Raw genomic sequence first — 21,213 nt, forward strand, 5'->3', positions numbered from 1 at the left:
ATGGATTAACTAATATTCTGTAGAGAGAGTATGTGATGAGAGGTTGGAAATAGGTGTCAGGTTAGGATATAGTATGAACAATATATTATATTGTGTAAATTTGAAACATACCTATGTATACATAGAAAGGAAGCAGTCATGCAATTATTGCGACTAGAAATGAAAGGATTCAAGTCCTTTGCTGATAAAACGGTAGTGTCTTTTTCTCCAGGCATGACTGGGATTGTAGGCCCTAATGGTAGTGGTAAAAGTAATATTACTGATGCGATTCGCTGGGTTTTAGGGGAATCGAATGTACGCCATTTGCGTGGACAAAAAGCAGAAGATATTATTTTTTCTGGCACAGAAGCTCGTCGCCCTCACAATACGGCAGAGGTAAACTTAATTTTTGATAACAGTGATGGCACTTTGGGCAAAGAATTAGCAGAAGTTGTTATCACACGCCGTATGTATCGCAATGGTGAAAGTGAATTCCAAATCAATAAGAGAAATTGCCGGTTAAAAGATATTCATCTATTATTGGCTGATACAGGCTTAGGTAAAGATTCTATGGCCATCATCGGGCAGAATCGTATCGATGCTATCTTGAATAGTAAACCAGAAGAACGTCGCTTAATATTTGAAGATGTGGCAGGTATCTCTCGCTTTAAAATGAATAAAGAAGATGCTATTCGGCGTATCAATAGTACAGATCGTAATATGGAACGATTAGATGATGTGATGAGTACGCTAAGAGATCAATTAGTAGAATTAGAGGCGAAAGCTAATGTAACACGTGAGTACAATACATTATCACAGGATAAGCGTAGCTATGATGGAGCTATTGCTTTTCATGAATATAAAACGGCGGATCGTTTATTTACACGCCAAGAAAATGAAAACTTATCCTACCTTCGTGAGCAAGAAGAATTAGAAACTAGCTTAGATACAATTCAAGAGACTTATAAAACCACACAAAATGAGCTTCAATCATTTCGTGAAACCCACCGAAGTATGGAAGATGAATATGCCACTTTACAAGGTAAATTAGGGGAACTGACTGGACAAATTGAAGTAGCTCGCTTAAAAGAAGCCAATATGGTAGAAGAGTTAAAAGGTGGAGAAGAACAGTTAAGAACTTGGAAGGAAGAACTGAAAGTTAAAGCACAACAATATGATTGTGACTTGACATCTTTGAAAGACCAAGAAAGTAACTTAACATCCATTGGACAAGATGTAAAACAAGCGGAATCTAATTTGCAAAGCACTCGAGACTCTCTTAGTCAAGTGAAGGCTAATTTAGATGGTATGCGCATAGCGGAGCAACATGCTCATGAGCGTCATATTCGTGTTGTTCGTGAGTTGGAAGAAGCTCGCCATCAATTAGCAAGAGCGGAAGAGTTAGAAACACAAAAGAAAGATGATGCGCAACGTTTGAAGGCTACTTTACAAGATATAAAACAATCTGTAGAAGAAACACAAGCGCAATTAGAGGCGCAACAACAGGTTGTTAGTGAAGCACAGGAAGCGTTGACTACAGCACGTAAATTATTACAACAGTTAGAGGATACACGACGACAAAAAAATCAGGAATTAGTAGAAGTACAAAGAACACTGCAAGCTAAAGAAGGTCGTTTAGAACTGTTACATAGCTGGGAAGAGTTACACGAAGGTTATTTGGAAGGCACAAAACATGTATTACAAGCGAAAGAAACTTGGTCTTCTCATATTCGTGGAGCTATTGGTGATGTATTCACTGTAGAAGAAAAATTCTTAGTGGCCATTGAAACTGCTTTAGGTGGTGCTATTCATCAAGTTATCACAGAGACTGCAAAGATTGCTTCTGAAGCAGTACAATACTTAAAACGCACACAAGGTGGTCGTGTTACGTTTTTACCGATGGATATGGTACGAGGAAAACGACTCGATCATAAAGCCTTAACTTCGCCTTATGTATTGGGACTGGGTGTAGACTGCATTCAATTTGATACACAATATACAGGCGTATTTAATCAGCTATTAGGGCGTACTCTTATTGTAGATACCTTGGACCATGGATTAGCATTGCAAAAAGAATATCATCAACAATTGCGGATTGTTACCTTAACAGGAGAGCAATTGCAACCAGGTGGTGCTCTAACAGGTGGTGCTACAAAACGAAAAAAAGTGTCTATCTTGTCCCGTAAAGAAGAGCAAGACACATTACAGCAAGATATTCATGTATTACGAGATACAGCACAGGTGTTACAACAGACTTTACAAGGACTAGACAAAGAAATAGAAGCTTTAACACAGTCTGGTAAGGGATTACGTCAAACCTATGAACAAGAAGAATTGCAGTTACGTAGCTTGCAGCAAGAGCAGCAACGCTCCCAAGGAGAGCAAATTAACTTAAGTGGAATGGTGCAGACCTATCATGAGGAAGTACAAAAGGTTCAAGATAAGCAAATAACTTTAGGGGAGAACATTAAAAGGCTAGCAGATGAACTTTTACAGTTAGAGAATCGAGAAGGACATCAAGAGCAAGTCACTAGCTTAGTTGCTCAAGAGCAAACTTTACAAGACCGAGAACGTGAGCAAAATGAAGAATTGCAAGGAGTACGCTTACGATGGGAACAATCTAGATTGTTGTTAGAACAAAGCAAAAAAGAATTAGCTCAATTAGAACAATATATCAAAGATAAGGAAATAAATATTGCAAGCTTAGATAGACGGTTAAGCCAATTAGGTGAGGATGTCATACGCTTAGGTTGTGAACCAGCTTTAGCATTAGAATCAGAAAAACAAGCAATAGAAAAACGGGTAGCAGCAATTGGAGAAGCTCGTAAAGGTGGACAAGAAAAAGTACGCACTTGGGAATTGCAATTAAGTCAATTGCAAGAAGAACGAAATCAACAAGAACAGCGTCAACGAATTGTGCAGAAAAAACTAGTGGACCTACAAGAAGGGTTAACAAAATATCAACTACAAGGCGAACAAGCATTGGAACAATTGGGCGCTTTAGGGTATACTAAACAAGAGGCACAGAATATACAGTTAGGTGGCTCCGTACATGAGTGGAAACAACAACAGGCGAACTTAGTAAGGCAGATTGAAAGCTTAGGAGCTATCAATCCTAATGCCATTGCGGAATATGAAGAAGCGGAAGAAAAGCTAGCATTCTATCATGCACAAAAAGAGGATTTAGTGATAGCGAAAGAGCAACTCGAAGGAGTCATTGCTGAAATTGATGGGGCTATGTCTGAACAGTTGCAAGGTGTTTTAAGTGACATTCGAGAGAAATTCCAACATGTATTTGCTCAATTATTTGGAGGCGGTACTGCACAAATCGTGGCATCGAACCCAGAATCAATTTTAGAAAGTGGCATTGATTTTTATATTCAACCGCCAGGAAAGAAGCGCCAACAATTGAGCTTATTATCTGGTGGGGAGCGAGCGTTGACGGTCATTGCATTATTGTTTGCATTGCTGGATTATCGACCAGCTCCATTCTGTGTACTTGACGAAGTAGATGCGGCTTTAGATGATGCCAATGTGGAACGATTTAGCCAATATTTGCATAACTTGGGGGATGCCACACAATTTATCGTGGTGACCCATCGTAAACGGACTATGGAATCAGCTCATGTCTTACAAGGGGTGACTATGGTGGAACGAGGGGTGTCACGTTTATTAACAGTAGCCTTTGATGAAGTAAAGGAGAATAGTGATTATGGCATTTAGTTTTTTTGACCGTGTGAAAGCGGGCTTAGAAAAGACAAAAAATAATTTTGTAAAAAAAGTAGAAACCATCGTTATCGGTTATGCAGAAATTGATGATGATTTTTTAGATGATTTAGAAGCTACTATGCTAGTAGGTGATTTAGGACCTAAAACAACGGCCTATTTAATGAAAGAAATCCGCCGAGGTGTTACGGAAGGGATTATTAATAATACTGGTGAAGTGATGCCTTTTATGGAAGAACGCATTACAGAAATGCTAGGAGCTCAAGAGGAAGTGTTGGAGCTTCACAAACCAGAAGTGATCTTGGTGGTGGGTGTCAATGGTGTTGGTAAAACGACAACTATTGCGAAATTAGCGCATTACTATGCAGAGCAAGGTAAAAAAGTAATCATTGCAGCAGGAGATACATTCCGGGCAGCTGCATCTGAACAATTATCTATTTGGGCCGATCGCGTAGGTGTATCCATTGTAAAACATAAGGAAGGTGCGGATCCAGCAGCAGTGGTATTTGATGCCTGTGCCTCAGCAGTTGCTAAAGAAGCAGACTTAGTCATTGTAGATACAGCAGGGCGCTTGCACACCAAAGTGAACCTTATGGAAGAATTGAAAAAAATCGGCCGTGTAGCAGACAAACAAATTCCAGGTGCACCGCATCAAACCTTATTAGTATTAGATGGCACTACAGGTCAAAATGCGGTAAGCCAAGCAAAACTATTCGGTGAAGCAGTACCTGTCACAGGGATTGTGGTAACCAAATTAGATGGTACCGCAAAAGGTGGTGTAGTTATCTCTATCAAAGAAGAGTTGGGCGTTCCTGTGCGTTGGATTGGCGTGGGTGAGCAAATGGATGACTTGCGTCCTTTCAATGCAAAAGAATTTGCTAATGCTCTTTTTGACAAAGGAGAATAGTGGACCATGACTAGAAATAAATTATATGAATACGTTGTGGACCAAAATGAGATGAATGGTTATGGTATCGATAGAGACAGTATTGAATGTGCTGTAGATATTATGGAATTTGTAGGCGGTGATTTGTACAGACCTCTCACACGCTTACTCTTAAGTAATTGGAAAGAAATTGCTAGCCGTATTGAAAGTTATACGGATGAGCAATGGAATTTTGTCCATCGTATTGCTGAGAACATGAAGGACTCTCTAGAACATGATCATGGTGATGAAACTCATCATTTATCTGATTGTGGTATTGCCATCTTCATTGAAATGTTAGAGGGGGATGACACCGCGACACAAACCTTACAAGGGGATACACCTATCACAGAAGAAGAACTGCGTCGGATTCGTGGCAAAGGATAAACTATATAAGCAATGGAGAAAAGTTGGATCTTAGATTCAGCTTTTCTTTTTGTATATAGGGGATGCGTACAGTCTACTCGTTGTGTCTGATTTGTATCGAACATACAGTACAATAAAATAACCATTCGTGATATAATATAGAAGTTACTAGATATAGAATTAACAATGAACTTTCAGGATTATAGAGATAGATATATAAGGAGGGACTATGAGCGGATTGCATCATTTTCCTGAGGAAGGCATACCTTTTCAAGTAGAGGCCCCCTATTCACCGATGGGTGACCAACCAAAGGCCATTCAGTCCTTGGCAGAGGGAATTGAACGAGGGGAATGGGCACAGGTATTACTAGGTGCTACAGGTACGGGAAAAACATATACCATGGCTAAACTCATCGAAGCCGTACAAAAGCCGACTTTGATCATTGCCCACAATAAGACATTAGCAGCCCAATTGGCCAGTGAGTTCAAAAGCTTTTTCCCTAAGAATGCAGTGGAATACTTCGTATCCTATTACGATTATTACCAACCAGAGGCGTACATTGCCTCTACAGATACATACATTGAAAAAGATGCGTCCATCAATGAAGAAATCGATAAATTGCGCCACTCGGCGACAATGAACTTATTTGAGCGGAAAGATGTCATTATCGTCGCATCTGTCAGCTGCATCTACGGCCTAGGAGACCCAGAGGACTATAGCACGCTTTGTGTATCCCTGCGACAAGGTCAGGAATATAGCCGGGATGATATTCTTCGTAAATTAGTATCCATCCAATATACCCGAAATGATATGAACTTTGTGCGAGGTACTTTCCGAGTACAAGGGGATACGTTGGAAATTTTCCCAGCTGGCACCAGTGAAAGAGCCATTCGTGTAGAAATGTTCGGTGATGAAATCGATCGTTTAGTGGAAATTGATGTGCTTACAGGTGATGTTATCGTAGAGCGTAAACACGTGGCTATCTATCCAGCTTCTCACTATGTAACGACGAAGGAAAAGTTAGACCTTGCCATTGGGCGCATCGAGACAGAATTGGCTGAACGTTTGGCATACTTTAATGAAAATGGCCGTCTCTTAGAAGCGCAACGATTGGAGCAACGAACACGATATGATATTGAAATGATGCAGGAAATGGGCTATTGCTCGGGGATTGAAAACTACTCCCGTCTGTTGTCTAACCGTCAACCTGGAGAAGCGCCAATGACCCTTATCGACTATTTTACAGATGATTTCCTTATCATCATTGATGAATCCCATGTGACCTTGCCACAAATTCGTGCTATGTATAATGGTGACCAAGCTAGGAAACATAATTTGATCGACTACGGATTCCGCTTGCCATCGGCGGCGGATAATCGACCGTTAAAATTTGAAGAGTTTGTAGAGAGAATCAATCAAATTGTCTATGTATCTGCTACACCAGGGCCCTATGAAATGGAAGTACAGACCAATGTAGCAGAACAAATTATTCGTCCAACAGGTTTGCTAGATCCTATTATTGAAATCCGACCTATTAAGGGGCAGATGGATGATCTATTAGGAGAAATTAAAGACCGTGCGAAGTCGGATGAACGGGTGTTGGTAACGACGTTAACGAAGAAAATGGCAGAGGATTTAACAAATTATCTAAAAGAAATGGGTATTCGAGTGCGCTATTTACACTCCGACATTGCCACCATTGAGCGGGCTGATATTATTCGTGATTTGCGAGCCGGTGTCTTTGATGTCCTCGTAGGAATTAACTTACTTCGGGAAGGCTTAGATATGCCAGAAGTATCCTTAGTGGCTATTTTAGATGCAGATAAGGAAGGATTCTTGCGCAGTGATACGTCCTTGATTCAGACCATAGGCCGTGCGGCTCGTAATGAAAAAGGGAAAGTTATTATGTATGCTGACCGTATTACAGGCTCTATGCAACGCGCCATGGATGAAACAGAACGTCGTCGTGCCTTGCAAGAGTCCTACAATACAGAACATGGTATTACACCACGCACAGTGCGCAAGGAAGTGAAAGATTTAATTGAGTTGACCAAAGTAGAAGGTGAAGTTGCTGCACCTAAAAAAGGTCGCAAGCCTAAAGTAGAAACGCCTGTGGTGTATGACAGCACAGCGCCGACAGAAGTGGTGGCAGAAACGGTTGAGCCACTTTCACAGAAAATACAGTACGAAACGAAAGAAGATGTATTCAATGCCATTGAAGAGACTACACGCCTCATGAAAGCAGCGGCGAAACAATTAGAGTTTGAACGAGCTGCAGAGTTGCGTGATGAATTGGGCAGATTGCGCCAAATTTGGTCAGACATGAATGAAGAATAGGAGTTATTTTGAAAGATCAATTAATTATTAAAGGAGCCCGTCAACATAATTTGAAGAATATTGACGTGGCTCTACCAAGAAATCAATTCATCGTATTAACAGGATTAAGTGGATCTGGTAAATCATCCCTAGCCTTTGATACGATTTATGCAGAAGGCCAACGGAGATATGTAGAGTCCTTATCTGCTTATGCTCGCCAGTTCTTAGGGCAAATGGATAAACCTGATGTAGATTACATTGAGGGGCTTTCACCGGCTATATCCATCGACCAAAAAACGACGAGCCGTAATCCTCGATCTACGGTGGGAACGGTGACAGAAATTTATGACTATTTGCGATTATTATTTGCTCGCATTGGTCGAGCTTACTGCCCTACTTGTGGAGAAGAGATTGCCCAACAGACTATTGAGCAAATAACAGACTTAGTCATGAAATTGCCGGAACGTACTAAGATTATGGTGATGGCACCAGTGGTGCGAGGTAAAAAAGGTCGCCATGAAAAAGTGTTGGAACAAATTCGTAAAAATGGATTTGCTCGCGTTCGCATCAATGGAGAGATTCATACCTTTGAGGACGAAATTAATTTAGATAAAAATAAGAAACACAATATTGAAATTGTTGTGGACCGTCTTGTTATTAAGGAAGGCTTAGAAAGCCGCTTAACGGATTCTTTGGAAACGGCCATTCATCATGGGGAAGGCTTTGTTATCATTCAAGAGGTAGACGGCCCAGCCCACCAATTCAGTGTTCATTTCACCTGTCCTAATGGTCACATTTCATTGCCAGAAATTGAACCTCGTATGTTTTCTTTCAACAGTCCTTTTGGTGCCTGTCCATCCTGTTTGGGATTAGGCAGTACCATGGAGGTAGATGAAGATCGTGTCATTCCAGATCCAACGGTTCCTTTTATAGATGGGGGAGTAGCCCCATTGAGTTCGAATCCTAATGCGTGGTTCATGCGTCAATTAGAGGGCTTGTTGAAAGCGCATGGATATACACTAGAAGCAAGTTTTTCAGAACTACCTACAGCCTTACAAAAAGAAATCATGTATGGTAGTACTGAGAAAGTGACTTTCGACTACGAAAATATGCGTGGAGAGGTAAAAACATTCCATACCGAATATGAAGGTATTTTGCCAATGGTGAAACGCCGTCATGCAGAGGCTACTACGGATAGCATGCGGGAAGAGTTCGAATCCTATATGTCTATTAAACCATGTACAGCTTGTAAGGGTGCTCGTTTGAAACCAGAATCCCTTGCCATCCGTGTAGGGGATAAAAATATAGATGAAGTGACACAGCTAACCATTAGTGAAGCGGTGGACTATTTTGGCAATCTACAGTTAACGGAACGAGAAGCTTTTATCGGGGCTCAAATTTTGAAAGAAATCAATGCTCGCCTAGGATTTCTGAACAATGTGGGCTTAGATTATTTGACGATGAACCGCAGTGCCGGCACCTTATCTGGTGGGGAAGCACAGCGAATTCGTTTGGCCACACAAATTGGTTCGGGACTTGTTGGGGTTTTATACATTCTAGATGAACCATCCATTGGCTTGCATCAACGAGATAATGACCGCTTAATTGAAACACTGAAAGGCTTGCGAGATTTAGGGAATACCTTATTAGTGGTAGAGCACGATGAAGATACGATGCTAGCAGCGGACTATTTGGTAGATATTGGGCCTGCGGCAGGTGAACATGGTGGTCAAATCGTGGCGCAAGGTACAGTACCAGAGGTAATGGCTGTGAAAGAATCCATTACTGGTCAATATTTAAGTGGTCAAAAGTATATTCCATTACCAAAAGAACGGAGAAAACCAACAAAAGCTTATTTAGAGATTCGTGGAGCCAAAGAGAACAACCTACAACAAGTGAATGTGAAATTCCCTATCGGTTTATTTACTGTTGTGACTGGTGTGAGTGGATCCGGTAAATCTACATTGATCAACGAAATTCTATATAAAGGGGTCGCCAATGCACTCTATAGAAGTCATCATAAGGTAGGAGCCCATAAGGAGATTCGTGGTTTAGAATATGTTGATAAAATCATCAATATTGACCAAAGTCCAATCGGTCGAACACCACGTTCTAATCCTGCCACCTATACAGGGGTCTTCGATGCGATCCGTGAGTTATACAGCCAAACTAATGAAGCGAAGATTCGTGGCTATAAAGCAGGGCGATTCAGCTTTAACGTCAAAGGCGGTCGCTGTGAAGCGTGTCGTGGAGATGGTATCATCAAAATCGAAATGCATTTCTTGCCAGATGTGTATGTACCGTGTGAGGTATGTAAAGGGGCTCGATATAATCGAGAGACTATGGAAGTGAAGTACAAAGGTAAAAGTATTGCCGATGTATTGGATATGGTCGTGGATGAAGCGGTAGATTTCTTTAGCGCTATCCCAAAAATTCACCGTAAATTGGTAACTTTACAAGAGGTGGGCTTAGGCTATATTCGCTTAGGTCAAGCGGCGACTACCTTGTCTGGTGGGGAAGCACAACGGGTTAAACTAGCCACTGAACTGGCTCGGCGCAGTACAGGGAAAACCTTATATATTCTGGATGAGCCGACTACTGGATTACATGTAGAAGATATCCGCAAGCTTTTAGAGGTATTGCAAAAGCTCACAGATGGTGGGGATACTGTGGTGGTTATCGAGCATAATTTAGATGTGATCAAAACAGCAGACCATATTATTGATTTAGGTCCAGAAGGTGGTTTCCGTGGGGGGTCCATTGTGGGTACTGGTACACCTGAGGAGATTGCTGCTTTGCCTGAAAGTTACACGGGTAAATTCTTAGGTCCTGTGTTAGATAAAACTAGGAACTATATGGAACAACATCCTTTGGTTGATGAGGAAATACTATGAATCCCATAGATCCACAGTTGCAAGCAGAAGAAGTGAATTTTAATCCCTCTAGTCAGAAAGATATGATGATGGGAGATTTAGAACAGCAAGCGTATATACTGGAAAAGGTCAGTCATCTACCTACCACGCCAGGGGTTTACTTATGGCGTGATAAGTACCAGCGCATCATCTATGTGGGAAAGGCCATCAACTTGCGCAATCGAGTGCGGTCCTATGTGCAACAAGATGTAAATCGCTCTGTGAAAGTAACCGCTATGATGCGCCGTGCTTGGGATGTGGAAACGATTCAAACAAAAACAGAAATGGAAGCTCTTATTCTCGAGGCGACTTTAATCAAGGAGCACCATCCGAAATATAATATTATGCTTCGTGATGACAAGACATATCCCTATGTAAAGATCACTGTGCAAGAGGACTTTCCACGTCTCTTTATGACTCGTCGTTTAGAACGCGACGGAGCGAAGTATTTTGGACCTTTCACAGATGTCACAGCGGTACATCATGTACTGCGTATTTTGCGTTCCTATTATCCATTGCGTACTTGTAAAAGTATGAAAGTAGAACGACCTTGTTTGCAATATCATATGCATTATTGCGAAGGACCTTGCATGAACTATGTGACGGTAGAATCCTATCGAAGATATATCGATGATATTGTAGCTCTCTTCGAAGGCAAACAAGTACAGATCATCCAAGAGATTACATCCAAGATGGAGCAAGCCTCGGAGGACTTAGAGTTTGAACTCGCTGCTAAGTATCGAGATGACCTCTTGAGCATCCAAAAGGTACAAGAAAAGCAACGTATGGTCACACAGCGAGGCGATATGGATGTACTAGGTATGGCCATAGATGGTCCTATGGCATGTATTCAATTGTTTTTTATTCGTAGTGGTCGTTTATTGGGACGAGAAAATTACTTTGTCCAACATGAAGGGGATAGTCCAGATTTAGTGATGACGGAGTTCATTAAACAGTATTATGGAGGATCTACGTTCATACCTAAAGAATTGCTATTGCCGATGGATAGTGTGGACCGTGAACTGTTTAGTGAATGGTTCTCCTCTATGAAAGGTCAACAAGTGGACGTATCTGTACCTCAACGGGGCTATAAAAAAGACCTTATCAAGATGGCGGAGGAAAATGCTCAGAACTTCTTGGCAGAACGTCGTCGTCAGTGGCAATACACGATAGATAAATCCGGTGGGGCCGTGAAAAAATTAGCAGAAGTACTCGACTTGCCACGATTGCCAGAGCGTATGGAATGTTACGATATTTCTCATATGCAAGGGGCAGAAACGGTGGCATCCATGGTGGTCTTTGAAGGTGGAAAGCCGGCAAAACGAGAGTATCGTCGATTCAAGCTAAAAACAGTACAAGGGAAGCCTGACGATTTTGCGTCCATGGCGGAGATTATGGAACGGCGCTACGGTAATGAAAAAGATTGGCCTATGCCAGATTTGATTATAATTGATGGTGGTAAAGGTCAGTTAAATGCAGCATTACCAGTCATCCGTGCTATGGGAGTTACCGATGTACCTGTCATATCTTTGGCAAAACGAATCGAAGAAGTATTCGTAGAAGGGGAATCAGAAAGTATTATTCTAGAACACCATACGCCAGAATTACAATTGCTCCAACAAATACGTGACGAAGCCCATCGCTTTGCTATTACCTACCATCGTAGATTGCGTGGAAAGCGGAACTTAGAATCCGTTCTCGACCATATCGAGGGGATAGGACCGAAACGAAGAAAAGCGCTGTATAAGCACTTTGGGAATTTAGATGCTATGCGAGTGGCGGAGTTGGAAGAACTGGAAAGCGTTGAGGGAATGAACAAAAAAGCGGCTTTGGCTGTGTATGAGTTCTTTCGGCGTTTGAAATAATGGAAACGAGCAACACATTCCTCCACAAACTGATCCTACGGTAGGTTTGCTCCGGAATATGTTGCTCGTTTCTTGCATAGATTGATTTTGATGCCCTATGGAAAGAACTCATCCACAGGTGGGGCGCCGAGGAGAGAATGGATACTTGTTTCTCTATGAAGTCTGTGGCGTACGGGATTTAAGCTAGCAAAGGGAAGAGCACGGTATACCCCTCACAAACGGTATTTCATAATGTTTGTTCGGGGCACACCGTGCTCTTCTTGTGTTTGTTGTATTTAGGTAATAAAGAAACGCCACAGAGACGCTATCATTGGTAGTGTATCTTAAGGAATTGTTGCTCGTTTCTTACGTGGATTAATTTTGATACCACACGGAATGAACTCATCCACAGGTGGGCGTCACTTGTTTTGTTATGAAATCTTGTGGTGCTTGTTTATATAGCAAAGGAAACGAGCAACATATTCCTCCACAAACTGATACAGTGGTTAGGTTTGCTCCGGAACATGTTGCTCGTTTTTGGTGTTGTTTGATTTAGTCAATAAGGGCGCCGCAGGATCTTCTACGCTAGTGCTGCGTTCCTTATGGATAGATTATCTATTTTCTAAAAAAATATCTTTCAAAAGATAACGTTTTGCATAGTTTATGCTATAATGAAAATACAGAAGGGTCACCGACGTGAGTTGGGCTCATCTCTTCCTAACTATAGGAGGAGGTGGTACTATGACGAAGTATGAAAAGATCTATTTAATGATTTTAATTTTAGACTTACTAGTACAAATCATTGATTTGTTCAAATAATTAATGATAACGCCTAACGACATAAGGTTTCCTAGACCTTAATACGTTAGGCGTATCTACTTTAGCACTTTTGAGATGAGCCTAACGCCTTCGACACGTTGGTGGCCCTTCTTTTTATTACATATAGTATACCATATTTTTATAGAAATTACAAAAATTGTTATGTATAACTCTCTGTTGCTATGAACGACATATGATATTGTTATGGTATACACATAAATGAATTTGTCAAAGCATAGTACAATCAAAAAGATCACGGTATTCTCCTCACAAATGATAAGTCATAGTATTTGGAGTACATCGTGATCTTCTTTTATGTTTTTGTATTAGTTATTATTGCTTTCATCGTCATCGCTAGGTGCCAACATGGAGTAGAAGGCCCATAGTAGGATGAACCAGAATGGTGTAAACATGAGGGCGATGCGTGTGTCACTTTGTAATGCTAGTACCACCAAGATAAATAGGAAGAACGCTAGGATCAGGTAATTCATGAATGGGTACAGTGGCATTTTGAAAGTAGATTGCTTCACTAATTCTGGTCTTTGCTTGCGATATTTGAGGTGGCATATGACGATGATGGCCCAAATATAGATAAAGCAGAATGTAGAGATAGATGTAATCATGATGAATACGCTTTCAGGCATGACGTAGTTCAAGACTACGGTAAATAGTAAGGCCGCAGCGGAGAATAGTGTTGCCTGATAGGGTACAGCATGGTTCGTCAATCGTTTCATTCGACTCGGCGCATGGCCACGTTTTGATAATGCGTAGATCATACGGCTAGTGGAAAAGATACCGGAGTTGGTAGCAGATGCTGCCGATGTTAGAACAACGAAGTTTACGATGCTCGCAGCAGCCAGGATGCCCACTGCATTAAACACAGCCACGAAGGGACTAGAATTTGGGTCTACTGCAATCCATGGGTAAATACTCATGATAATCGCCAGAGATCCAATATAGAATAGAATAATTCGCAATGGAATGTTATTGATGGCCATAGGAATCACTTTTTTTGGATTTTCCGTTTCCCCAGCTGTGAGGCCAACTAGTTCAATGCCTGTGAAAGCAAATACTACCATCTGGAAAGATAAGATAAAGCCCATCGTTCCATTTGGGAACCAACCGCCGTAATTCCATAGATTTTCAAAGGCAGCCGCTCCTGCATTGGTAGTGAATCCAGTGAGGATCATGATAAGCCCGATAATGATGAGTGATACGATGGCGATTACTTTAATTAAAGCGAACCAAAACTCCATTTCACCAAAGTGTTTGACCGCTGTCAGATTCATAACTAGTAATATGCCTAGTACGATGAGGGCTGGTATCCACTGTGGCATCCACGGTATCCAGTACTGCATGTACAAGCCGACCGCAGTTAAGTCCGCCATGGCCAGTGAAAGCCAACAGAACCAATAGGTCCAACCAGTAATGAAGGCCGCTCGGTCACCTAAATATTCTTCTACAAAGTCAATGAAAGAATGGTGATTCAAATTGGAAAGCAATAACTCTCCTAAAGCACGCATCATAAAGAAACAGATAATACCTGTAATTAGATACGTGAGGAGGATAGAGGGGCCCGCTAAACTAATAGATCGCCCAGAGCCGAGGAATAAACCTGTACCGATAGCACCACCGATGGCTAATAATTGAACGTGGCGATTTTTAAGACCACGCTTTAACTCTTGTTGCGAGTCCGTCATAGTAAAACCTCCTTAAACAATATAAACTTTTATATTTGATAATAGTAAACTATTTTCTATAGAATGTCAATTAATGCTAGTGAATTACTATGGTTAGACAGTAAAAAGGCTTTCATGTGTTTCTAAGAAACACCTTTGAAAGCCGATTACGTGTATTTAATATCTTAGCGTATGCTTAAAAATGGATTACATTCTTTTATATAATTTCATGATTTTATATATTTTTTCTAGAGGATGTAGACAATAGCTTGTATATATATTGTAGTAGCATATATCCATCTATAAGAAAATTACCTGATACATGCAACTTTGAATCCCAATAGTGATGAGTAGATATAAGAAAAGAAAGACTGATATAGTATATATCTTAATAGCAAGTTATACTAGATTGCTATATAAGTCCGTTAGGATGCGTTGAGCCACGCTTTCAGGAGTACCAGTGTTTAGAACTTGTGCTTGACGGAATCGTGCATATAGGGGAGCCCGTACTGTGTACAATTCTTGCAATCGTTCTATGCCACCAGAGGAGAGAACACGTCCCGTTGTATCTAGCTTTTCTAAGGGACGATAAATTTCATAGATTCGTCCATTTTGTCTTAGGGGAGCAAAGTTCTCTGGCGTGGTGACAGCACCGCCACCAGTGGAGATGATAAGGCCTGTCTGTTTACCCACATCGGTGATAATCCTAGATTCTATGGCGCGGAATGCAGGTTCACCGTGGATTAAGATATAATCGCTAATAGCACCAACTTCCTCTGTAATACGATTGTCTATATCTATTAGTGTTCGTCCCGTTAACTTTGCTAAAGCTTCACCAATGGTACTTTTACCAGATCCGGGCATACCGATGAGAACAATATTTTCTTGGTTTCGTCGGAATTGTTTGTATAGGCCTGACAGGATACTTTCATCATAGGTGCGATGTAAAAACAAAGCGCTAGCTGCCATGGCTTGGGCTAATAGAAATACAAGGCCATTCACATGGAGTATATTTAAGGATTCCGCTTCTATTAGAATGGCAGTGCGATGTGGATTGTACACCAAGTCGATAACACCTTCTAAGTGAGTAAAAGGGGCTAATCGGATGCTTTGGTCAGGACAATGAGGATACATACCAACTGGAGTACAGTTGATAATTACCTGTGCCTGTTCATAAAATTGTGCAATGTGTTCATATGTAGGAAAGTGATGACGGCTGATATGGGTAATAGAGGCGGCGCCTAATCTTTCTAATGCCACATGCACTGTATTGGACGAGGCTCCATCACCTAAAATTAAACAATGCTTATTTGTCACTTCTATGCTAGACCAATCCAAGGTGGCTAGGAAGCCATCATAGTCCGTATTGGTCCCATACCAAGAACCATCTGCTTGGCGAACCATAGTGTTGACACAACCAATTGCTTTTGCAATATCACTGATGTGATGACAAGCCTGTAAGGCATTGATTTTATAGGGAATGGTAATATTTAAGCCTTGTAATTCAGAACGATTAAAAAAATCTTGTAGTTGGTCTGGTTCCATTTCAAATATGTCATAGGATGTATTTCCTAAGGCTTGATGAATCATGGGGGAGTAGGTGTGGCCCAAGGTGCGGCCTAATAATCCAAACATTTACACCTCCAACGCAGGATGACTGAAATGACGGAATACATGTGGATCATGTTCTAGTACAAAATCTAAGAGGACAAGAGCCGTTAGAGCTTCTACTACAGGAACGGCACGTAGCGCTACGCAAGGGTCATGGCGACCTTGAATTTGTAATACTTCAGCACTATGGTTACTGAGGGATACTGAGTTTTGCTCATGATAAATGGACGGTGTGGGCTTAATCCCTACTTGCATGACAAGGGGCATACCGTTGGTAATACCACCTTGGATGCCACCGCTGTTATTCTTTTCTGTGCGAACACTTTCCTCAGTGATGATGAAAGGATCGTTTTGCTCACTTCCACGGGACGCACAGCCAGGGAAACCAGACCCAAAGGAAATACCTTTCACTGCAGGCATGCCGAATAGAGTAGCGCCTAAGCGATTTTCAATACCATCATAATTGGGATTTCCCATGCCAATAGGTAAACCAGTGGCGAAGACTTCTACGATACCACCAGTGGAATCGCCAGATGTTTTTAACTCCAATACAAGTTGCTCTGCTGTATGACGTTGCACAGGGTCTAACATAGGAATCGCTTCAGTGCTGATACTAGCGAGCTTGTCCATAGGTGGGTTAGTATAATCGATAGATGTATCTGGGACAGTGCCAACTTGTGCTAAGTGTGCACGCACATGAATGCCGATAGATTCTAATAGTTGTATAGCAATGCCACCAGCTACGCAAACAGGGGCTGTTAGGCGAGCAGAGAAATGACCGCCCCCACGCATATCCACATACTCACCATAGCGCATGCGAGCGGTGTAATCTGCATGAGATGGGCGTGGTACATCTCGTAGGTTATCATAATCCCCACTTCGTTGTGATGTATTTTGAATAGTGAAAGCCAAAGGAGAACCGCTCAGTCTTCCTTGTACGAGGCCTGATTGAAACTCAGGGATATCTGCTTCTTTTCTTTGTGTTTGTAATTGATGATGCCCTGGAGCTCGTCGTTTTAGGAAGGCTTGCAAGGTTTCTAGATTAACTGGAAACCCACAAGGAAGTCCGTCTACAACTCCGCCAATAGCTTGACCGTGAGAAGCTCCAAAGGTGGAGACTTTCACAGTGCGACCGAAATAGGATGCCATAATTACTCCTTACTTGTTAAATACATTTATATAGTATGTGTCTGCCCACCTAATCGTTTCCAGTCTTCAAAAAAGTGAGGATACGACTTACTGATGGCTTCACTGTCTTGCAAGATTATAGGGGAGGTAGCGATGAGTGCGTTTAAGGCACCAGCCATGACGAGGCGATGGTCATTCACACAGTCTACAGTGCCACCATCAAGCGTACCTGTTCCTGTAATATACAGGTTATCCCTTTCCATGCGCACGATACCACCAGAATCACGAACAAGTTGTGCCACCGCTGCTAAACGATCTGACTCTTTCAATCGAAGGCGAGCTCCATTGATGAAAGTAGATTCTCCTTCTATGGAGCAAGCTAAGCTAGATAAAATAGGTAACAAATCTGGCATTTGTTCTAAATTTACATGGATTGGCTTATGTGCTTTGCCAGTGATCGTGATAGTAGATCCATTCCACGTACAAGTGACACCAGCGCTTTCTAAAATGGAAAGAATCCGTTTATCTGCTTGTACAGAATCAGGACGTAAACCTGTGACAGAAATAGATTGTCCTGTCATAGCGGCTGCTACTAGCCAAATGGCACCATTAGACCAATCTCCCTCAATCAGATATTTCTCATTACCGTGGAAGTGTTGGTTCTCTTCGATAATAAAACTTGGATATCCTTCTTCGGTAGTGCCTTCTATTACTTGCACACCAAAGTCTTTCATCGTTTCTATGGTTAATGTCACATAGTCTTTCGATTGTAAGGGACTTGTGCAATTAACGGTGGTATGCCCCAGTTGTGGAGCTGCCAGAAGAAGACCTGAGAAAAATTGAGAACTTATGGTCCCCGTCATGGTGAAGGTACCACCTTGCAGACGACCTGTCATAGTGAAAGGCGGTGCGTCTTGTGAAAACGATACGCCGTGGTCTTTCATTTCGCTCAACAATGGTTCTAGTGGTCGTTCTGGTAGACGTCCTTTGGCATCTACTTTCACAGTGTCACAAATCGAGGCGGACACAGGTAAGAGTAAGCGTAAGGTTGTACCTGATTCGTGGGGTAATACCTGTCCTATAGAAGGGGAAGGGCCAGGAGTAATATGAGCCACACCATTTTCATGGGTAATCGTTGCACCAAGGGCTCGCAAGGAATCCATGGTAGCATCAATGTCCTTGGAAGAGTGGGAAATTAAAATCGAGCTAGGACTCGTGGCAAGGGCCGCTGAGATAAGTGCCCGATGAGCATGGGCCTTAGCCGGTATGGCTGGGATTGTGCCACGTAAGAGCACATTGGAAACATGTTGCATAGAAATCCTTTCTGGTATCATTACCATAACCACTGGGAAGTCGTATAAGGATACTGATAAAAGGTAAATATAGAATCTGTTTAGTTTACATGTAAATAATATTGTTATACGTAATAGATATACAGAATAGAAATGGTAGTTATATTCTACAGTAGGTAGCCAATTCAGAGAAGGTAACTTTTTTTAGCACCGACGTGCCATACCCTGTAGGAACTACGATGGTAATGGAAGAGCCAGAGGCTTTTTTATCGTGACTAGCTTCTTCTAAGATTACATCTTTTGATATCGTCGTTGTGGTGGGTAATTCATGGGCTATTAGCAACTGTTCAATACTAGAAACAATGGTAGGATCTAGCTCTTCGTTGGCTACTGCACCTTTTGCCATGATGAGGAGTCCCAAAGCAACGGAATTGCCGTGCGGGATAGCGAAAGCACTACCGTGCTCGATACCATGTCCAAAGGTATGACCTAAGTTCAATGTCGTACGAAGGCCGCTTTCCTTTTCATCTACTTCCACCACATGGGCTTTGATACGTACACATTGAGTGATGATAGTATCTACATCTTCTGGATGTTGTAAGATCGGTCGTTCTCGAAGTTGATCTAGTAACTCTGGATGGTCTAAGAAACCATATTTGATGATTTCCCCACATCCATTAATCCATTCCTCTTTAGGTAAGGTAGAAAGTGTTTCTGGATCACAGAGAACGAGGATAGGTTGTTTAAAAGCACCCCATAAATTTTTACCACACTCTAGGTTAACAGCTGTTTTACCGCCTACGGAGGAATCGACAGCAGCCAACAGTGACGTAGGTACTTGTACATAATTGATACCCCGTAAGTAGGTGGCAGCAGCAAATCCAGCTAGGTCTCCGACGACGCCACCACCTAAAGCAATAATGAGGTCTTTCCGAGTCAATTTTGCATTTCCTAATGTTTCTACTAGATCTATGAGACGATAGCCGTTCTTTTCACTTTCACCATGAGGAAACATATAGGTATGAACGGTGTAACCTGCCTGTTGTAGGGAATCTGAAACAGTGGAAGCATAGAGGGGGCCCACATTATCATCAGTAACAATCATGACGGAACAAGGAGGCTTGATAGCGTGTAAGTACTTACCAATGCGAGGCAAGCTATTCCGCTCGATAATCACATCGTAAGAAGTGGATGCCTGAATATGAATTGTATCCATAGGAGTGACCTATTTATGACCTAATGCGTCACGAAGTGTGAACACTTGGTTTGCCAAAGTAGCGAATTGCTCTGGGCGTAAGGATTGAGGACCATCGCATAATGCTTTTTCTGGATTGTTGTGAACTTCAATCATTAAACCATCAGCACCGCCACCAACGGAGGCTAAGGACAAGGAGGGAACCACACGGCTCATACCAGCCGCATGGCTTGGGTCCATAATGATTGGCAAGTGGGATAACTCGTGCATCATCGGAATAGCAGTGACATCTAAAGTATTACGAGTGCGTGTTTCGAATGTACGAATACCACGTTCGCAAAGAACGATTTGTTCGTTACCTTCGCTCATGATGTATTCCGCAGCCATTAACCATTCTTCGTAGGTAGCACATAGCCCACGTTTTAATAAAATTGGTTTTCTTAATTTGCCGACTTCTTTTAAAAGGTTGAAGTTTTGCATATTGCGGGCACCGATTTGCAACATATCTACATTGTCGAAATATTCTAATTGAGAAATATCCATGACTTCTGACACAATAGGTAGACCAGTTTCTTTTTTAGCTTCTTCTAATAAGGCTAAACCACTTGGGCCCATGCCTTGGAAAGAGTATGGAGAAGTACGAGGTTTGAAAGCGCCACCACGAAGAATGCCAGCACCAGCTGCTTTCACAGCCTTTGCTACTTCGATGACTTGTTCTGGTGTTTCTACAGAGCAAGGGCCTGCGATGATAGCAAAGTGACCTCCACCGATTTTTGCATTTCCTACAGTAACCACCGTATCTTGAGGATGGAATTTACGATTTGCCTTTTTGAAAGGCTCTTGGATACGCATAACCTTTTCAACGTATGGAAGGGATTCAATGGTGCGTAAATCGACACGGGATGTATCGCCGATCAAACCGATGATATCTTGTTGTTCTCCATGTACTGGATGTAATGAAACGCCAGTGGCTTCTAACTGTTGACGTAGTTCTGTAATTTGTGCTTCTGTTGCTGTAGTGTGTAATCGAATAATCATAAGGTCCTCCTAAAATCTTAATATGTATAGGTATTTGTGAGTGGTGGTATAGGAAGATATATAAAAAGGGCTACCCGCCTATACCTAGTACGGGTAGCCCTTACCACTATTTAAAGCCACTCAGTGATGATACCTAAATTAGCGTAGCTCAAATAGTTCTTTACCCGTAGTTTGGATAAAGAACCAAAAAAATGTATTTGCATTTGTTGTAGCTAAATTGGTTTGCTTCATCATTGTAGTGACTCCTTTCTTTCAATAATTGCGTTTAGTATACTCCATTCATTTAAGTTTGGCAAGAAAAAATTCAAATTGGGCTCAAAATTAGGCTCAAATGCAAAAAAGGATTATCAACAGCAGTGAGAATTAAATATTCCTATAATAT

General features: G+C 41.7%; 12 protein-coding genes. 6 read left to right on the forward strand and 6 right to left on the reverse strand.

Translation table 11 applies throughout. The features are described 5' to 3' along the window. Nucleotides 1-138 precede the first annotated feature (138 nt). From smc to uvrC, 6 genes are all read left to right on the forward strand, one after another. On the forward strand, nucleotides 139-3,702 hold the full coding sequence (gene smc, locus EO111_RS03875) for a chromosome segregation protein SMC (RefSeq protein WP_127010783.1): 3,564 nt from the start codon (nucleotides 139-141) through the stop codon (nucleotides 3,700-3,702). Next, nucleotides 3,692-4,612 (forward strand): signal recognition particle-docking protein FtsY, encoded by a 921-nt coding sequence (ftsY, locus tag EO111_RS03880; protein ID WP_009353136.1) that lies wholly within the window; start codon nucleotides 3,692-3,694, stop codon nucleotides 4,610-4,612. The genes smc and ftsY overlap by 11 nt, the downstream gene beginning before the upstream one ends. 6 nt (nucleotides 4,613-4,618) lie before the next feature. Continuing rightward, nucleotides 4,619-5,017, forward strand: coding sequence for a hypothetical protein (locus EO111_RS03885; RefSeq protein ID WP_009353142.1), 399 nt, complete (start codon nucleotides 4,619-4,621; stop codon nucleotides 5,015-5,017). A 208-nt stretch (nucleotides 5,018-5,225) separates the two neighbouring features. Then, a complete protein-coding gene (uvrB, locus tag EO111_RS03890; protein ID WP_127010784.1) occupies nucleotides 5,226-7,334 on the forward strand; it encodes an excinuclease ABC subunit UvrB in 2,109 nt (702 codons plus the stop codon). Between the two features lie 8 nt (nucleotides 7,335-7,342). Then, entirely contained in the window at nucleotides 7,343-10,207 is a 2,865-nt protein-coding gene (uvrA, locus tag EO111_RS03895) for an excinuclease ABC subunit UvrA (protein ID WP_127010785.1), read from the forward strand. Between the two features lie 68 nt (nucleotides 10,208-10,275). Beyond that, nucleotides 10,276-12,090: an excinuclease ABC subunit UvrC gene (uvrC, locus tag EO111_RS03900; RefSeq protein WP_127010803.1), complete on the forward strand. Its 1,815-nt coding sequence runs from the start codon at nucleotides 10,276-10,278 to the stop codon at nucleotides 12,088-12,090. Between the two features lie 1,124 nt (nucleotides 12,091-13,214). Here the strand turns inward: uvrC and EO111_RS03905 are convergent. The 6 genes from EO111_RS03905 to aroF all read right to left on the reverse strand — a co-directional run bounded on the left by EO111_RS03905 (nucleotide 13,215) and on the right by aroF (nucleotide 20,831). Next, nucleotides 13,215-14,588 carry an amino acid permease gene (locus tag EO111_RS03905; protein WP_127010786.1) on the reverse strand — a complete coding sequence of 458 codons (1,374 nt, stop codon included), beginning with the start codon at nucleotides 14,586-14,588 and terminating at the stop codon, nucleotides 13,215-13,217. A gap of 378 nt (nucleotides 14,589-14,966) precedes the next feature. Continuing rightward, nucleotides 14,967-16,202: a shikimate kinase gene (locus tag EO111_RS03910; RefSeq protein WP_127010787.1), complete on the reverse strand. Its 1,236-nt coding sequence runs from the start codon at nucleotides 16,200-16,202 to the stop codon at nucleotides 14,967-14,969. Next, the gene (gene aroC, locus EO111_RS03915) at nucleotides 16,203-17,327 is read right to left on the reverse strand and encodes a chorismate synthase (protein ID WP_126940863.1); all 1,125 of its coding nucleotides are present in this window, start codon (nucleotides 17,325-17,327) and stop codon (nucleotides 16,203-16,205) included. A gap of 26 nt (nucleotides 17,328-17,353) precedes the next feature. Continuing rightward, complete coding sequence (gene aroA, locus EO111_RS03920) at nucleotides 17,354-18,619, reverse strand: 3-phosphoshikimate 1-carboxyvinyltransferase (protein WP_126940862.1); 1,266 nt, start codon at nucleotides 18,617-18,619, stop codon at nucleotides 17,354-17,356. A 139-nt stretch (nucleotides 18,620-18,758) separates the two neighbouring features. Continuing rightward, nucleotides 18,759-19,814 (reverse strand): 3-dehydroquinate synthase, encoded by a 1,056-nt coding sequence (gene aroB, locus EO111_RS03925; protein ID WP_127010788.1) that lies wholly within the window; start codon nucleotides 19,812-19,814, stop codon nucleotides 18,759-18,761. Between the two features lie 9 nt (nucleotides 19,815-19,823). Further along, nucleotides 19,824-20,831: a 3-deoxy-7-phosphoheptulonate synthase gene (gene aroF, locus EO111_RS03930; RefSeq protein ID WP_127010789.1), complete on the reverse strand. Its 1,008-nt coding sequence runs from the start codon at nucleotides 20,829-20,831 to the stop codon at nucleotides 19,824-19,826. Between the last annotated feature and the right edge of the window lie 382 nt (nucleotides 20,832-21,213).

This window comes from Veillonella sp. CHU594, from assembly GCF_003992265.1.
Taxonomy (GTDB): Bacteria; Bacillota; Negativicutes; order Veillonellales; family Veillonellaceae; genus F0422.

Excerpts from the sequence above, each read along its gene's own strand:
- EO111_RS03885 (WP_009353142.1), top strand. The coding sequence starts at position 4,619 with ATGACTAGAAATAAATTATATGAATACGTTGTGGACCAAAATGAGATG.
- uvrB (WP_127010784.1), top strand. The coding sequence starts at position 5,226 with ATGAGCGGATTGCATCATTTTCCTGAGGAAGGCATACCTTTTCAAGTA.
- EO111_RS03905 (WP_127010786.1), bottom strand. The coding sequence starts at position 14,588 with ATGACGGACTCGCAACAAGAGTTAAAGCGTGGTCTTAAAAATCGCCAC.
- EO111_RS03910 (WP_127010787.1), bottom strand. The coding sequence starts at position 16,202 with ATGTTTGGATTATTAGGCCGCACCTTGGGCCACACCTACTCCCCCATG.
- aroB (WP_127010788.1), bottom strand. The coding sequence starts at position 19,814 with ATGGATACAATTCATATTCAGGCATCCACTTCTTACGATGTGATTATC.
- ftsY (WP_009353136.1), top strand. The coding sequence starts at position 3,692 with ATGGCATTTAGTTTTTTTGACCGTGTGAAAGCGGGCTTAGAAAAGACA.
- aroF (WP_127010789.1), bottom strand. The coding sequence starts at position 20,831 with ATGATTATTCGATTACACACTACAGCAACAGAAGCACAAATTACAGAA.
- aroC (WP_126940863.1), bottom strand. The coding sequence starts at position 17,327 with ATGGCATCCTATTTCGGTCGCACTGTGAAAGTCTCCACCTTTGGAGCT.
- uvrC (WP_127010803.1), top strand. The coding sequence starts at position 10,276 with ATGGGAGATTTAGAACAGCAAGCGTATATACTGGAAAAGGTCAGTCAT.
- aroA (WP_126940862.1), bottom strand. The coding sequence starts at position 18,619 with ATGCAACATGTTTCCAATGTGCTCTTACGTGGCACAATCCCAGCCATA.
- smc (WP_127010783.1), top strand. The coding sequence starts at position 139 with ATGCAATTATTGCGACTAGAAATGAAAGGATTCAAGTCCTTTGCTGAT.